Annotated in this window: 12 protein-coding genes; 4 read left to right on the forward strand and 8 right to left on the reverse strand. The window is 64.3% G+C overall.

All coding sequences use genetic code 11. From position 1 onward, the window contains the following. Positions 1-15: 15 nt before the first annotated feature. On the reverse strand, positions 16-1,956 hold the full coding sequence (locus tag LPA36_RS13965) for an ATP-binding cassette domain-containing protein (protein WP_228877361.1): 1,941 nt from the start codon (positions 1,954-1,956) through the stop codon (positions 16-18). A 123-nt stretch (positions 1,957-2,079) separates the two neighbouring features. Here LPA36_RS13965 and LPA36_RS13970 point away from each other — a divergent pair, with 123 nt between their 5' ends. Next, positions 2,080-2,559, forward strand: coding sequence for a glutathione peroxidase (locus tag LPA36_RS13970; protein WP_228877363.1), 480 nt, complete (start codon positions 2,080-2,082; stop codon positions 2,557-2,559). 9 nt (positions 2,560-2,568) lie between these two features. Here the strand turns inward: LPA36_RS13970 and cls are convergent, their stop codons facing one another. From cls to dapC, 6 genes are all read right to left on the reverse strand, one after another. Beyond that, a complete protein-coding gene (gene cls, locus LPA36_RS13975; RefSeq protein ID WP_228877534.1) occupies positions 2,569-4,026 on the reverse strand; it encodes a cardiolipin synthase in 1,458 nt (485 codons plus the stop codon). A 177-nt stretch (positions 4,027-4,203) separates the two neighbouring features. Further along, the gene (prmB, locus tag LPA36_RS13980) at positions 4,204-5,088 is read right to left on the reverse strand and encodes a 50S ribosomal protein L3 N(5)-glutamine methyltransferase (RefSeq protein WP_228877364.1); all 885 of its coding nucleotides are present in this window, start codon (positions 5,086-5,088) and stop codon (positions 4,204-4,206) included. Between the two features lie 12 nt (positions 5,089-5,100). Next, on the reverse strand, positions 5,101-6,240 hold the full coding sequence (gene dapE, locus LPA36_RS13985) for a succinyl-diaminopimelate desuccinylase (protein WP_228877370.1): 1,140 nt from the start codon (positions 6,238-6,240) through the stop codon (positions 5,101-5,103). 98 nt (positions 6,241-6,338) lie between these two features. Next, entirely contained in the window at positions 6,339-6,704 is a 366-nt protein-coding gene (locus tag LPA36_RS13990) for an ArsC family reductase (RefSeq protein WP_228877371.1), read from the reverse strand. Then, positions 6,704-7,531 carry a 2,3,4,5-tetrahydropyridine-2,6-dicarboxylate N-succinyltransferase gene (gene dapD, locus LPA36_RS13995; RefSeq protein ID WP_228877373.1) on the reverse strand — a complete coding sequence of 276 codons (828 nt, stop codon included), beginning with the start codon at positions 7,529-7,531 and terminating at the stop codon, positions 6,704-6,706. Before dapD ends, LPA36_RS13990 begins: the two co-directional genes overlap by 1 nt. A 69-nt stretch (positions 7,532-7,600) precedes the next feature. After that, positions 7,601-8,818 carry a succinyldiaminopimelate transaminase gene (dapC, locus tag LPA36_RS14000; RefSeq protein ID WP_228877374.1) on the reverse strand — a complete coding sequence of 406 codons (1,218 nt, stop codon included), beginning with the start codon at positions 8,816-8,818 and terminating at the stop codon, positions 7,601-7,603. A gap of 306 nt (positions 8,819-9,124) precedes the next feature. Here dapC and LPA36_RS14005 point away from each other — a divergent pair, with 306 nt between their 5' ends. The 3 genes from LPA36_RS14005 to LPA36_RS14015 all read left to right on the forward strand — a co-directional run bounded on the left by LPA36_RS14005 (position 9,125) and on the right by LPA36_RS14015 (position 15,140). After that, entirely contained in the window at positions 9,125-10,102 is a 978-nt protein-coding gene (locus LPA36_RS14005) for a DMT family transporter (RefSeq protein WP_228877376.1), read from the forward strand. Between the two features lie 148 nt (positions 10,103-10,250). Next, complete coding sequence (gene smc, locus LPA36_RS14010) at positions 10,251-13,769, forward strand: chromosome segregation protein SMC (RefSeq protein WP_228877379.1); 3,519 nt, start codon at positions 10,251-10,253, stop codon at positions 13,767-13,769. A gap of 117 nt (positions 13,770-13,886) precedes the next feature. Continuing rightward, positions 13,887-15,140: a cell division protein ZipA C-terminal FtsZ-binding domain-containing protein gene (locus LPA36_RS14015; protein WP_228877380.1), complete on the forward strand. Its 1,254-nt coding sequence runs from the start codon at positions 13,887-13,889 to the stop codon at positions 15,138-15,140. 97 nt (positions 15,141-15,237) lie between these two features. On the opposite strand, the gene LPA36_RS14020 is transcribed toward LPA36_RS14015, so the two are convergent. Then, entirely contained in the window at positions 15,238-16,080 is an 843-nt protein-coding gene (locus LPA36_RS14020) for a hypothetical protein (RefSeq protein ID WP_228877381.1), read from the reverse strand. Between the last annotated feature and the right edge of the window lie 50 nt (positions 16,081-16,130).

Genomic DNA, 16,130 nt, shown 5'->3' on the forward strand with positions numbered 1-16,130 from the left:
TCGGTTCGAGCGCCGCTAGCCGATCTGTTCGAGTTCCTCGTGCTTTTCAAGCCATTCGGCTTCGAGCGTTTCGAGGCGTGTAGTGACTTCCGCCTGACGACGGATCGCGTCCGTCAACTGCGCTTTGCGCTCAGGCTCATAGCTGGACGGATCGGCGACGAACGCGTCGAGCGCCGCTTTCTCCGTGTTCAGCGTATCCATTTCCTTTTCGATCTTTGTAATGCGCGACTGCAGCGGCTTTTTCAGGTGCGAAAGCTTCTGCCGCGTTTCCGCTTCGAGACGACGTTGTTCCTTTCGGTTAACGGCCGCATCAGCGCCAGATTCAGTGCCAGTCGAGCCATTGCTGGCTTTGGCAGCGGCGCGCTGGTCGGCGGCATGCTGCAGAAGCCAGTCGCGATAGTCGTCCAGATCGCCGTCGAAGGGCTGAAGCCTGTGTTTCGCGACGAGCATGAACTGGTCGGTCGTTGCGCGTAACAGGTGGCGGTCGTGCGATACGAGGATCAGCGTGCCTTCGAACTGCGCGAGCGCCATCGTGAGCGCGTGACGCGTTTCGAGATCCAGGTGGTTCGTCGGTTCATCGAGCAGCAGCAGGTTGGGCTTTTGCCAGATGATCAGCGCGAGCGCGAGCCGCGCCTTCTCGCCACCCGAAAACGGCGCAATGGCCGCTGTGGCCATGTCGCCGGAAAAATTGAAACCGCCGAGGAAATCGCGCAATTCCTGTTCACGGGTATCGGGCGCGAGCCGCGCCAGATGCTGCAACGGCGAATCGTCGGGGCGCAGCGTTTCCAGCTGGTGCTGCGCGAAGTAGCCGATGCGCAGACCCTTGCCCTCGCGCACGTGGCCGCCAAGTGCTTCGAGCGTGCCGGCGAGCGTCTTGATCAGCGTCGACTTGCCCTGGCCGTTCGCGCCGAGCAGGCCAATGCGCTGCCCGTTCTGGATCGACAGCGTCACGTGCTGGACGATCGGAATTTCGGTGTGTTCCTCGGTGCGGTAGCCACAGCGGACGTCTTCCATCACCATCATCGGATTCGGCGCCGAATCGGGCGTGCGAAATTCGAACGTGAAGGGCGACGACGCATGCGCGGGCGCGATCAGCTCCATGCGCTCGAGCGCCTTTACCCGGCTCTGCGCCTGACGGGCCTTCGTGGCCTGTGCCTTGAAACGGTTGATGTAGCTCTGCAGATGCTCGACCGTCTTCTGCTGCTTTTCGTACGCGCTCTGCTGCAGCGCGAGCTGCTGTGCGCGCAGGATTTCGAATTGCGAGTAGTTGCCGCCGTAACGCTTGATCTGCTGTTGCTCGAGGTGCAGCGTGACGTTGCACACGGAATCCAGAAACTCGCGATCGTGGGAAATCACGATCAGGGTGCCCGGATAACGGTGCAGCCAGTCTTCGAGCCAGACGATCGCGTCGAGGTCCAGGTGGTTCGTGGGTTCGTCGAGCAGCAGCAGGTCGGAGCGGCACATCAGCGCCTGCGCGAGGTTCAGCCGCATGCGCCAGCCGCCCGAGAAGCTGCCGACCGGCTCGCGTGTCTGTTCGAGGGTGAAACCGAGGCCAAGCAGCAGCGCCTCGGCGCGGGCGGGTGCGGTGTAACCGTCGGCGTCGGCGAATGCCGCATGTGCTTCGCCTTCGGCCGCGCCGTCATGAGCGGCTGACGCCGCCGCAATGCAAGCTTCGATTTGCCGCAGCGCTGCGTCGCCATCGAGCGTGTATGCAAGCGCGGTTTTGTCTGCAGCCGGCGTTTCCTGGGCGACGTGGGCGATCTGCCACGAGGGCGGCATCGAAAAATCGCCCCCATCCGCGTGCAGCTCGCCGCGTAGCACGGCGAAAAGCGTGGACTTGCCCGCGCCGTTTGCACCCACGAGCCCGGCTTTCTCGCCCGGATTGAGGGTGAACGAGGTCTGTTCGAAAAGCGGCTTGGTGCCGCGCGCGAGGGTGAACTGGTTGAAGCGAATCACAGGATGGCCGGCGGGGAAAAAACGCTATTCTAGACTGCGCGGGAAAATGGCGACATCGGCCGTACGGCCAGATGTCGCGCGAGCCCATTTACTTTAGACTGGGCGCTTTCCGGGGGAGAGCATATGACTTCGATCTACACGTTTTCCGCGCGTACGCTCGGTGGCGACACAATCGGGCTGGACCGCTATCAGGGCAAGGTGCTGCTGATCGTCAATACGGCCAGCCAGTGCGGGTTCACGCCGCAATACGCGGGGCTGCAGAAACTGCAGGACGACTACGCGTCGCGCGGGTTCGACGTGCTCGGTTTCCCGTGCAACCAGTTTGGCAAGCAGGAGCCGGGCGATGCAGAGCAGATCGGCAGTTTCTGCGAGAAGAACTACGGCGTGTCGTTCCAGATGTTCGACAAGATCGACGTGAACGGCGCAGATGCGCATCCGCTCTACAAATATCTGACCGGCGAGGCGCCGGGTCTCCTCGGGCTCGAAGCCATCAAGTGGAATTTCACCAAATTCCTGATTGGGCGCGACGGCACGGTGCTGAAACGCTACGCGCCGCTGACGAAGCCTGAATCGATCACGGACGATATCGAGAAAGCGCTGTAGTTTCGCTGGCTACAGAACGGGCGAGAAGAGTCTCGCCACGTGCATCGCAACCTTTCGCCACGCAGGGGCTTTCCGGAATTCGTCGCGGTTGATCTCGAATGCTTCCTGGAAGTCCCGCATCAGCATCACTTCGACCTCGGCGGCGAAACCACGGTCGACGGTCAGCACCGTGATCTCGAAGTTCAGCCGGAACGACCGGTTGTCCAGGTTCGCGCTGCCGACAGCCGCTGCGACGCTGTCGATGAGCACGACCTTCTGGTGCAGAAAGCCCGGCCGGTAGCGAAAGATGCGCACACCTGCGCGCACGGCGTCGTAGGCGTACAGCTTCGAGGCTTCGAAGACGACGATATGGTCGCGCCGGGATGGAATCAGGATCCGCACATCCACGCCGCGCATGGCCGCGAGCCGCAGCGCGGCGAACACGGCTTCGTCTGGAACCAGGTAGGGCGTGGTGATCCAGATGCGCTCGTGCGCGGCGTTAATCGCCTCGACGAAAAAGAGCGAACAGGTTTCCTGTCTGTCGGCCGGCCCGCTTGGAATGACGATGCAATGCATGCCTTCGCTGGCGGGGTCAGCGGTGCTGGCGGTACCGAAGGCGGGCGCGTCGAATTCGGGAAGCTGCTGTGTCGCCCAGTACCAGTCTTCGACGAACACGAACTGGATGCTCGCGACGGCAGGCCCGCGCACTTCGATATGCGTATCGCGCCAGGGCGACAGCGGCGGATGGCCCCCGAGATATTCGACGCCCACGTTATGCCCGCCCACAAACGCACACTCGCCGTCGACCACGACGATCTTCCGGTGATTGCGGAAATTGACCTGGAACCGGTTGACGAACTTCCGGTTCGTGGCGAACGGATGCACGTCGACGCCACCGGCGCGCAGCGCCGAGGTATAGGCGTGCGGCAGATCGAAACTGCCGATGCTGTCGTACAGAAAGTAGATGCGCACGCCCTCGGCCGCTTTCGCGAGCAGGGCGTCCTTCAGCATTTCGCCGAGCGCGTCCGCGCGCACGATGAAGAACTGCACGATCACATATTTCTGCGCGGCCTCGATCGCTTCGAGTATCGCGGCGAAGGTCGCTTCGCCGTTCACGAGTGTGCGTACCCGGTTGCCTGGCAAGAACGGCATGCCGCCCAGCCGGGTCAGCGAGCGGATGACGCGATGGCCGAGTTCCGTGGTCGGGTGTCCGCCGGATGAGTCCAGGGTGTCCCATTGCCGCGGATGCGAGAGCGTGCGGAGCGATTCGTTTTCCAGCCGGCGCGCATCTGCGTAGCCGCGAAACTTGCTGCGCCCGAGAAACAGGTATGGCACGACTGTGAAATACGGCATGGCCACGAGCGACACGGCCCAGGCAATCGCGCCCTGCGAGGTACGGGTATAGAGAATGGCGTGGCAGGCGGCAATCACGCCCAGCACGTGAGCGAGCGCGACCAGACTGCCGATATGAAGCAGGTCGAATTGCATAAGCATCCGAAATATTCCCGGTGGCGCCCCGGGTGGGGCGTCGAGGGCAATTCCGCCATCTTACCGAACCCGATTGGCGGCCGGTCGGGTTCGTTGCATTCGCATTGATTCAGGCCGGTCGCGGGCCGTGGCGGCGCGCGAGCGTGCGAGGCAAAGGCTGAAACAGGCTGGAAAGCGTCAGGACGGCAGGTCGGACGCCTGAATCAGGAACACGTTGTCGTCGCCGGCGCTCGTCGACAGCCAGACGAGGTCGAGGCCGCCAAACGCCGCTTCGACGTTCGCCCGCTCGTTGCCGATTTCGACGACGAGTACGCCTTCGTCGGTGAGCCAGTTGCGCGCCTCGCTGATGATGCGACGTACGATATCCATGCCGTCGGCGCCGCCGGCGAGCGCCATTTCCGGTTCGTGTTTGTACTCGGCCGGCAGCGACGCCATCGATTCCGCATTCACGTACGGCGGATTCGTGATGATCACGTCGTAGCGGCGCTCGGGCAGCGGTGCGAAGAGATCGCCGTCGAAGAGCGCAATGCGGTCGCCGAGGTCGTATTCCTCTACGTTCTTCATCGCGACTTCGAGCGCCGGAGCCGACAGGTCGACCGCGTCGATGTCCGCGTTCGGGAACGCATGGGCGGCCAGAATCGCGAGGCTTGCCGAGCCGGTGCACAGTTCGAGCACCGCACCGACCTGTTCGGGATCCTCGACGTACGGTTGCAGACCGTCCTGCAGCAGTTCGCCGATAAACGAGCGTGGCACGATCACGCGCTCATCGACGTGAAAGCGGAAGCCGTGCATCCACGCTTCCTGCGTGATGTACGCGGCGGGCACGCGCTCGGCGGCGCGCCGTTCGATCACGCGCAGGATCGTTTCGATTTCCTGCGTGGTCAGCTTTGCGTCGAGGAACGGGTCGAGCAGATCGAGCGGCAGATGCAGCGAATGCAGGATCAGATACGCGGCTTCGTCGTAGGCGTTGGCCGAGCCGTGCCCGAACGACAACTCCGCCTGGTTGAAGCGGCTGACCGCGAAGCGCAGCAGATCGCGCACGGTGGAGAACGGAAGGGTCATGATGGTCCCTGGTCAGGCGATCAGTTGTTCGAGCACGCGGCGATACACGTTCTTGAGCGGTTCGATGAAGGCAACTTCGATGTGTTCGTCGATCTTGTGGATGCTGCCGTTCGGCGGTCCGAATTCGACCACCTGTTCGCAGATACGCGCGATGAACCGGCCGTCCGACGTGCCGCCCGTCGTGGACAGTTCGGTCGTGACGCCGGTTTCGTCCTTAATGGCTGTCCCGAGCGCGTTCGACAGGTCGCCGCGCGGCGTGAGAAACGGCAGGCCGCTCACGCTCCATTTCAGGTCGTATTCGAGTCCGTGTCTGTCCAGAATGGCGTGCACGCGTTGCTGCAGGCCTTCCACCGTGCTCGCCGTCGAGAAGCGGAAGTTGAACTGCACGTCGGCGTGGCCCGGAATCACGTTGCTCGCACCCGTGCCGCTGTGGATGTTCGATACCTGCCAGGTTGTTGGCGGAAAGTATTCGTTGCCGTCGTCCCAGCGTTCGGCCACAAGCTCCGCAAGCGCGGGCGCGAGCAGATGAACCGGATTCTTCGCCAGATGCGGGTACGCGATGTGACCCTGCACGCCCTTTACTACGAGCTTGCCGGACATCGAGCCACGCCGGCCGTTCTTGACCATGTCGCCAAGTGTTTCGCTCGACGTCGGCTCACCGACGATGCAGTAGTCCATCCGCTCGCCACGCGCTTCCAGCGCTTCGACGACCTTGATCGTGCCGTCCGTGGCCGGGCCTTCCTCGTCGCTCGTGATGAGGAAGGCGATCGATCCGCGATGCCCGGGGTGCGCCGCGACGAATTCTTCGCTTGCCACCACGAAGCCGGCGATCGACGTTTTCATGTCGGCGGCGCCACGGCCAAACAGCTTGCCGTCGCGATGCGTCGGGTGAAACGGCAGCGACGTCCATTGTTCGAGCGGGCCGGTCGGCACGACGTCCGTGTGGCCGGCGAACGCGAGCAGCTTGCCTGCGGTGCCGTCGACACCGCGTTTCACGGCCCACAGGTTCGTGACGCCGTGCGATTCGATCGTCTCGCATTCAAAGCCGATTGCCGAGAGGCGCTCGATGAGCAGATTCTGGCAATGCTGGTCATCGGGCGTGACAGATGCGCGCGCGATCAATTGTTCAGTAAGGGCAAGCGTGCCGGACATGTTGGAACTAACCACCTGAGATGAAAAAATGCCGGCGCGCACGCCGGCAACAACCTGTTTTCAATGCAATCGCGCACACGGCGCCATCGCGCGAGCGTTCAGGCAAAAAGCGTTTCGTACTGCTCCGCGGAAAAACCGAGTGTCTTGACCCGACCGTTCACGACTACCACGGGCCGCTTGATCACCGACGGCTTGTGGATCATCAGCGCGATCGCACCTGCTTCGGTATCGGCAGCGGCCTTCATGCTGTCGGACAGCGCGCGCCAGGTCGTGCCACGCCGGTTCAGCAACGCATCGAGCGACACGTCCTTGAGCCAGTCCTGCACGAGCGGCGCGGTGACGCCTGCTTTCTTGAAATCATGAAACTCGAACTCGACGCCGTGTTCCTCGAGCCACACGCGGGCTTTCTTCACGGTGTCGCAGTTCGGGATGCCGTAGACGACTGTCTTGTTGGCGCGAGCCATCAATCGCCTCGCAGCAGCTCGTTGAGGCCGACCTTGGCGCGTGTCTTCGCGTCGACCTTTTTCACGATGACCGCGCAATACAGACTGTGCGAACCGTCCTTCGAAGGCAGGTTGCCCGCCACGACTACCGAGCCCGCCGGAATGCGGCCGTACGTGACTTCGCCGGTTTCGCGGTCATAAATCTTCGTGCTCTGGCCGAGATACACGCCCATCGAAATCACCGAGTTTTCCTCGACGATCACGCCTTCGACGACTTCCGAGCGCGCGCCGATAAAGCAGTTGTCTTCGATGATGACCGGGTTGGCCTGCAGCGGCTCCAGCACGCCGCCGATGCCGACACCACCCGAAAGGTGCACGTTCTTGCCGATCTGCGCGCACGAACCGACGGTCGCCCACGTGTCGACCATCGTGCCTTCATCGACGTATGCGCCGATGTTCACGTACGACGGCATCAGCACGACGTTCTTCGCGATGAACGAGCCGCGGCGCGCGATGGCGGGCGGCACGACACGGAAGCCGCCGGCCGCGAAGTCTTCAGCGGTGTAGTTCGCAAACTTGGACGGGACCTTGTCGTAGAACTGCGAGTAACCGCCGGCCGGTTGCGGCACGTTGTCTTCGAGACGGAACGACAGCAGCACGGCTTTCTTCAGCCACTGGTTGACGGTCCAGTCGCCGTCCTTCTTTTCGGCGACGCGCAGCAACCCCTTGTCGAGCTGCTCGATGGCATGCGTGACGGCGTCACGCACTTCGGCGGGTGCGGCCTTCGGCGACAGTTCGGCGCGGTTTTCCCAGGCGTTATCGATGATCTGCTGAAGTTGTTGCGACATGTTCGTGATTTCTGAAGAGTGGAAAGCGGTGAAGAGGGCGGCGGCCGGCTGGGAGCGGTTCCCGGCGCGTCAGCGCGCGAGCGAACGGCAAAAGTCGACGATCCGCTGTGCGCCTTCTGTGCATTCGTCGACACTGGCGACGAGCGCGAGGCGCACGAAATTGCGGCCGGGATTCGTGCCTTGCGCCGTACGGGCGAGGAACGATCCGGGCAGAACCGTCACATTATAGTCGGCGTACAGGCGCCGGGCGAAGTCAGTATCCGAAAGGCCTGTGCGCGATACGTCCGCCCACAGGTAGAACGCGGCATCCGGCAGGCGCACGTCGAGTACGCCGGCGAGCATCGGCGTCACGGTGGCGAACTTCTGCACGTACTTCGCGCGGTTGTCGCGCACGTGCGTCTCGTCGTTCCAGGCGGCGATGCTGGCGCTCTGGTAGACGGTCGAGAGCGCGGTGCCGTGGTACGTGCGATACAGCAGGAACTGCTTCAGGATCGCCGCGTCCCCTGCGACGAAACCCGAGCGCATGCCTGGCACGTTCGAGCGCTTGGACAGGCTGGACAGCATCACAAGGCGCTCGAAGCCGCGGCCGAGCCGGTGCGCGGCTTCGAGGCCGCCGAGCGGCGGCTTCGCTTCGTCGAAATAGATCTCGGAATAGCATTCGTCGGACGCAATCACGAAGCCGTACCGGTCCGACAGCGCGAACAGTTCGCGCCAGTCGTCGAGCGTGAGGACGGCGCCTGTCGGATTGCCCGGCGAACACACGTACAGCAGCTGCGTGCGCGCCCAGATTTCTTCGGGAATGGCCGCGTAGTCGCAGGCGAAGTTGCGCGCCGGATCGCTGTTCGCGAAGTACGGCTGCGCACCGGCCAGCAACGCCGCGCCTTCGTAGATTTGATAGAACGGGTTCGGACAGAGTACGATCGCGGGCTCGCCACCGACCTTTTTCGATGGATCGATCACCGTCTGCGCAAGCGCGAATAGCGCCTCGCGCGAGCCGGCGACGGGCAGTACCTGCGTCAGCGGGTCGACCGCCGGCAGGTTGTAGCGCCACGTGACCCAGCGGGCGATTGACTCGCGCAGTGCCGGCGCGCCGAGCGTCGCCGGATAGGAGGCGAGGCCGCCGAGCGAATCGATGACGGCGTCGCGGATCAGCGCGGGCGTAGGATGTTTCGGCTCGCCGATGCCAAAGCTGATGTGCGCGAGACCGGCGGGCGGCGTGACGCCTTCGAAAAGCACGCGCAGCTTTTCGAACGGGTAGGACTGGAGGGAGTCGAGTAGCGGGTTCACTGGGCGGATCGAGCCTGGTCGAAGACGGACAAACACAGATGAAGGCGGCGCGCGGCGAGATCCTGAAAGAGGGATCGGGCGACCGGCGGCGAGCAGTAGATTATAGCGTGCCGAAGCGCCTCGCGGCCCGGCGCGCGCGGCGACCGGCGAGGGCACGTGCCCTGCCCGGCACGCCAGAACAGGAGGCGGGATGCGGGCAGGAACGGAAGTGCGAAGGGCCATGCGGTGGCAAGCCGCGCGAGAGTGCGACGCAGCACGGCCGGCACGTTGCACGGCAGCAGCGGACGCTACGGCAGGAGCCGCGCGATGAGTGACGGGTTCCGCAATAGCTGGGGAAGGGGATTGACGGCTGGCTGGCCGACGCTCGCGATCATGCTGGGCGCTTCGGTATGGGGCCTGATCTGGTATCCGCTGCGCATGCTCGCCGCGCTGGGCGTGACCGGCACGGCGGCGAGCGCCTTGACGAGCGGCGCCGGCTGCCTCTTCGTACTACTGCTGCGCCGGCGCGCCATCGCGACCGTCCGCTGGCACTGGCTGTTGCCCGCGCTGGCACTGGCCGCCGGCGTGACGAATCTTGGCTTCGTGTGGGGTTCCATCCACGGCGAAGTGATGCGCGTGCTGCTGCTGTTCTATCTCACGCCCGCGTGGACCGCGCTCTTCGCGCACTTCATCCTGCATGAGCGACTGACGTGGTCGGGCGCGGCGCTCGCTGCGCTCTCGCTGGCGGGCGCGATGATGATGCTGTGGTCGCCACAGCTTGGCCTCCCGGTACCGGGCAACCTGGCGGAATGGGCAGGGCTTGCCGGCGGCATGGGCTTCGCGATGAGCAACGTGCTGATTCTCAAGGCAAGCCGTGTGCTGCCCGACATGAAGCCCGAAATGCGCACGGCGACCATCTTCGGCGGCGCGGCGGTCTTCAGTTCGTTCGCATCGTTGTTCGAAGCGATGCCGGCACCGCCCGCGGGTTCGCATCTCGCCACCGCCGTGTTGCTCGTGATGGGCCTCGGGTTCGTGCTGGGCACCAACAACATGCTCGTGCAATACGGGCTCTCGCGTGTGCCGGCCAACCGCGCGTCGATCATCATGCTGTTCGAGATCGTGATCACGGCGCTCTCCGCGTGGCTCTTCGCCGGCGAGACGCCCGGTCCGCGCGAATGGGCGGGTGGCGCGTGTATCGTGCTCGCGTCCGCGCTGTCGAGCTGGGTGCATCGCACCAAGGCAAAACCGCCCGTTGGCACACACAGCGATCCGGACCGTAAGGATCGGGAACGCGCGATGGTATGATTGCCTCTGCCTGTCGGGACGCGCTTGACTGCGCGTCGCCGGCCCGAGTACCGCGGTGGTTCCGCGTGCCGTCCGGCGACGTTCACCGGCGGTGCCCGGCAGCAGTGCGGTCCGATCCAATTTTCCCTTTTCAATCAGCGATATCGCCGTGCGTCTGACCTCGATCAAACTCGCTGGCTTCAAGTCTTTCGTCGACCCCACGCATTTCCAGGTTCCAGGCCAGCTCGTCGGCGTGGTGGGTCCGAATGGTTGCGGCAAATCCAACATCATCGATGCCGTGCGCTGGGTGCTCGGCGAATCGCGCGCTTCCGAGCTGCGCGGCGAATCGATGCAGGACGTCATCTTCAACGGCTCGACGGCGCGCAAGCCAGGCAGCCGCGCCAGCGTCGAGCTGATCTTCGACAATGCCGATGGCCGTGCGGCCGGCCAGTGGGGCCAGTATGCCGAGATCGCCGTCAAGCGCGTGCTGACGCGCGACGGCACGTCGAGCTACTACATCAACAACCTGCCGGCCCGCCGGCGCGATATCCAGGACATCTTCCTCGGCACCGGTCTTGGCCCGCGTGCGTACGCGATCATCGGGCAGGGCATGATCGCCCGGATCATCGAGGCAAAGCCGGAAGAGCTGCGCGTGTTCCTCGAAGAAGCCGCGGGCGTGTCGAAGTACAAGGAGCGTCGCCGCGAGACGGAAAGCCGGCTGCACGACACGCGTGAGAACCTGACGCGCGTCGAGGACATCGTGCGCGAGCTCGGTACGAACCTCGAAAAGCTCGAAGCACAGGCCGTCGTCGCAACGAAGTTCAAGGAACTGCAGGCCGATGGCGAAGAGAAACAGCGGCTGCTGTGGCTCCTGCGCAAGAACGAGGCTGGCAGCGAGCAGGAACGTCAGCAGCGCGCCATCGAGCAGGCCCAGATCGATCTCGAAGCCCATACCGCGAAGCTGCGCGAAGTCGAGGCGCAGCTGGAAACGCTGCGCGTGGCGCACTATTCCGCGAGCGACGCGATGCAGGGTGCGCAGGGCGCGCTTTATGAAGCGAACGCCGAGGTGAGCCGTCTCGAAGCGGAAATCCGCTTCATCGTCGAATCGCGCAACCGCGTGCAGGCGCAGATCGCCGCGCTGACCGCGCAGCGTGAACAGTGGCAGTCGCAGGCGCAGAAGGCGCAAGGCGACCTCGAGGACGCGGAGGAGCAACTGGCCGTCGCGGAAGAAAAGGCCGCGGTCGCCGAAGACGAAGCGGCGGCGAAGCACGACGCGATGCCGGCGCTCGAAGCCCGCTGGCGCGATGCGCAGACGCAACTGAACGAAGAGCGCGGCGGTATTGCGCAGACCGAGCAGGCACTGAAGCTCGAAGCTGCACATCAACGCAACGCCGACCAGCAGTTGCAGCAGCTGCAGCAGCGTCACGAGCGCCTCAAGCAGGAAGCAGGCGGTCTCGACGCGCCGGACGAGGCGCAGCTCGAAGAGCAGCGCATGCAGCTCGCCGAGCACGAGGAAATTCTCGCCGAGGCGCAGGCGCGTCACGCCGATGCGCAGGAAACGTTGCCGCGTCTCGATGGCGAGCGTCGCGCCGCGCAGGAACGCGTGCAGGCGGAAAGCGCCCAGATCCACCAGCTCGAAGCACGGCTTGCCGCGCTGAAGCAGTTGCAGGAAAACGTGCAGACCGAAGGCAAGATCCAGCCGTGGCTCGACAGGCACGAACTGGGCGCGCTGCCGCGTCTGTGGAAGAAGCTCCACGTCGAGGCTGGATGGGAAACGGCGCTGGAATCGGTGCTGCGCGAACGCCTCGCCGCACTCGAAGTCTCGAATCTGGATTGGGTCAAGGCATTCGCCACGGACGCACCGCCCGCGAAGCTGGCGTTCTACTCACCGCCGGCGGCTGGCCAGCCGGCCGACGCGCCCACCACGCTGCGCCCGCTGCTCTCGCTCGTGCGTATCGACGACGCGGGGTTGCGTGCGGTGCTCAACGACTGGCTTGGCCAGGCATTCGTCGCCGACGATCTCGCTCAGGCTCTCGCGATGCGTTCGCAATTGCCGGCCGGCGGTACGTTCGTCGTCAAGGCCGGTCACGTCGTGACGCGAGTCGGCGTGCAGCTGTATGCGGCCGATTCCGAACAGGCCGGCATGCTGGCCCGTCAGCAGGAAATCGAGAACCTGACGCGTCAGGTGCGCGCCCAGGCGCTCCTCGCAGACGAAGCGAAGGCTGCTGCGATTCGCGCCGAAGCCGCGCACACGCAGGCTTCGCAGACACTCTCCGATGTGCGCTCGCAGGCCGAACGCGCGACGCAGCGCGTGCACGCGCTCCAGATGGACGTGCTCAAGCTCACGCAGGCGCACGAGCGCTACACGCAGCGCAGCACGCAGATCCGCGAGGAACTCGAGGAGATCACCGCGCAGATCGAGGAGCAGCGCGCGCTGCGTGGCGAATCGGAAGCGAATTTCGAGCGTCACGATACCCAGCTCGCCGAACTTCAGGCACGTTTTGAAGACAACCAGCTTGCGTTCGAAGCGCTCGATGAAGAACTGACCGCGGCACGCGCGCAGTCGCGCGACCTCGACCGCGCCGCGACCGACGCACGCTTTGCCGCGCGCAACATGGCGAACCGGATCGAGGAGCTGAAGCGCAGCATCCAGGTGGCACACGAGCAGAGTGAGCGCGTCGCGGCTTCTCTCGAAGACGCCCGCGCCGAACTCGAAACGATTAACGAGCAGACCGCCCATACCGGCCTGCAGGAAGCGCTGGAGTTGCGCGCCGCGAAGGAAGAGCTGCTGCACGCCGCGCGCCTCGAACTCGACGACCTGACCGCAAAGCTGCGTTCGGCCGACGAAACCCGTCTCACCGCTGAACGTGCGCTGCAACCGCTGCGCGACCGTATTACCGAACTGCAATTGAAGGAACAGGCCGCGCGCCTGAACGGCGAACAGTTCGTCGAACAGCTCGCCGCCGCAGGGGTGGACGAAGCCGAGTTGCAGGCCAGGCTCACGCCGGACATGAAGCCGTCGTATCTGCAGGGCGAAGTGACGCGCCTGAACAACGCCATCACGGCACTCGGGCCGGTGAACATGGCTGCGCTCGACGAGCTGAAGGCCGCGAGCGAGCGCAAGACGTTCCTCGATGCGCAGTCGGCCGATCTGAACAACGCGATTGAAACGCTTGAAGACGCGATCCGCAAGATCGACCAGGAAACGCGCACGTTGCTGCAGGGTACGTTCGACGAGGTCAACCGGCATTTCGGCGAGCTGTTCCCGCGTCTTTTCGGCGGCGGCCAGGCAAAGCTCATCATGACCGGCGACGAGATTCTCGACGCCGGCGTGCAGGTCATGGCGCAGCCGCCAGGCAAGAAGAATTCGACCATCCATCTGCTCTCGGGCGGTGAAAAGGCACTGACGGCAACCGCGCTCGTGTTCGCAATGTTCCAGCTGAATCCGGCGCCGTTCTGTCTGCTGGACGAAGTGGATGCGCCGCTCGACGACGCGAATACCGAACGTTTCGCGAACCTCGTGCGCGCGATGTCCGCCAAGACGCAGTTCCTTTTCATCTCGCACAACAAGATTGCAATGGAAATGGCGCAGCAACTGATCGGCGTGACCATGCAGGAACAGGGCGTGTCGCGGATCGTCGCGGTCGACATGGAATCGGCCGCGGGCTTCGCGCAGAATATCGTTTGACCCGAAGAATGAATCGAGCAGACGGCGCGCGCCTGCACGCCACGCAGCGGCGTCTGGCCGCGCGAGACGGGCGCGGCTGGCTGCATCGCTGACAAAAGAATTGCTGATGGAGCATGCATGGACGAGTTGACACTCGGTTTGATCGGCGCTGGCGCCGTGGTGGTCGGGGGCGTGGTGGTCTACAACGCGTGGCAGGGCGCAAAGGTGCGCCGCCGTATGCCGCGCCCGATGCCCACTGACACCGCCGAAACGTTCGCTCGCGAAAACGAAGACGAGCAGAGCCCGTTCATCGAACCCGCGCGGCCGACTACACGTCGCGAGCCCTCGCTTGGCGACGCAGCCGACGCGGCTTCCGCCTCGCGCGTCGAGCCGAGTTTTGGCGGAGCGGGCGTCGCGCCGCTCGACACGCCAGTCGACATCCAGGCTGAATCGACGACGCCGAATGGCTTTCCGGAACCGGACGAAGCCGGCGATTCGGCGGCGACGGGCGCGGCCGGCCAGGAACCGGTCGAGCCGATTCTGCCTGCGGCCACGACGATATCCTCGGCGCCGCCGGCTATCGTGGACCGCCGCATCGATTGCATCGTGCCGATCCGGCTGGCCGGCCCCGTTGCGGGCGACAAGGTCATTCCGCTCGCCCAGCGCCTGCGGCGCGCGGGTAGCAAGCCGGTGCACATCGAAGGCAAGCCGGAAGGCGGCGGCGCGTGGGAGTTGCTGCAGAACGGTGCGCGTTACGAAGAACTCCGCGCGGCCGCGCAACTCGCGAATCGCAGCGGTCCGTTGAACGAACTGGAGTTCTCCGAGTTCGTGACGGGCGTGCAGCAGTTTGCAGACGCAATCGACGCCTCCCCGGAATTTCCCGACATGCTTGAAACGGTCGCGATGGCGCGTGAACTCGACGGTTTCGCGGCGCAGTGCGACGCCCAGTTGTCGATCAACGTGATGTCCGACGGCGCACCGTGGTCCGCGAACTACGTGCAGGCGGTTGCTTCGCAGGACGGTCTGCTGCTTTCCCGGGACGGCACGCGCTTCGTCAAGCTCGATTCGAAGCAGAGCCCCGTGTTCATGCTCCAGTTCGGCGACACGAATTTCCTGCGCGACGACCTCACGTACAAGGGCGGTCAGATGATCACACTGGTGCTCGACGTGCCGGTCGCCGACGAGGATATCCTCCCGTTCCGCCTGATGTGCGATTACGCGAAGTCGCTGTCTGAGCGCATTGGCGCGCGGGTCGTCGACGATCAGCGCCGGCCTCTGCCGGAGAGCGCGCTGCTCGCTATCGAGAAACAGTTGATGACGCTGTATGCGCGCCTCGAACAGGCCGGCATCCCGGCGGGTTCGCCGGCAACACGCCGTCTCTTCAGCCAGTAGCCTCGCCCGGCTTCCGCCAGTCTGGCTCGCGTTTCAATACCCTGCTGCGCAATGCGTTCGATGTGTTGCGCAGCAGCGGCTCTTCAGTCAATCCTTTTCAGTTCACCTCCTTCGGCCATGCCGCGCCGTCGATCCACGCCTTGATCGCCGCAACGACGGACGCGTCCTGTCCGTTAAAACCGTGATGCGCCATCGCCTTGCAGGGATTGCCGCTCGCGTTGCCTCCGCTCACCGTGATGAAGTCATGCCCAACGGAGATGCGTTTCGCCGCGTCGAATGAGCAGAGGAAGCACGCGTCATCGGCGTGATGCACGAACAACTGGCGTGCCTGGATCGCGTTGTAGTCGAAGCCGGCAAGCGGCAGCGCCTGGCCGCGTGAAGGGCTGCTCAGCGTAGACGTATGGATGACCGCCTGCCATGTGCTGCCGAGGTCCCGTCCGGCGAAAGCCGTCGAAATCGTGCCCCGGCTCGTGCCGACCAGGACGAGTTTCGCACCCGGAAAGCGACGCTTCAGGTCAGCCGCGATCTCGGCGATATCCTGCGTGTGGCGTGACGACGCGCGGAAACGGTCGGTATAACCGTCGGGCAAATCGGACGGCGAATCCACGATCGCTGTAGCAAAGCGGTCATCGACGATCAATCCGCGTGCGCGAACCAGGAAGTTGTTCTTCTCGCGCAGCGTGATCCCGCCGTCCGGCTGCTGTGTGAGATCCAGCCTGCCATCGCCGCCCGGCATCATGACGAGTACCCACGCGGGTTGGCTGCCGTCTTTCTGCGTGAGCAGACAGGCGATCGATTGACCGCCTGAAAGGGGCACGCTCACGACCTGCTCAGTCGCAAGAGCCGGCAATGTATTGAGCGCGACGAGCATCGCGCACAGCGTTCGAAACAGCCGGACCATGTACTGCACGCGGCTGGTACGAAACTGAAAAGATGACATGACTTCTCCTGCAATCGATGCGCCCGACGAGCGGCGCGAGATAGTGCTGC

The sequence above is a fragment of the Paraburkholderia saeva genome (assembly GCF_907164555.1).
In the GTDB taxonomy this organism is placed as follows: Bacteria; Pseudomonadota; Gammaproteobacteria; order Burkholderiales; family Burkholderiaceae; genus Paraburkholderia; species Paraburkholderia saeva.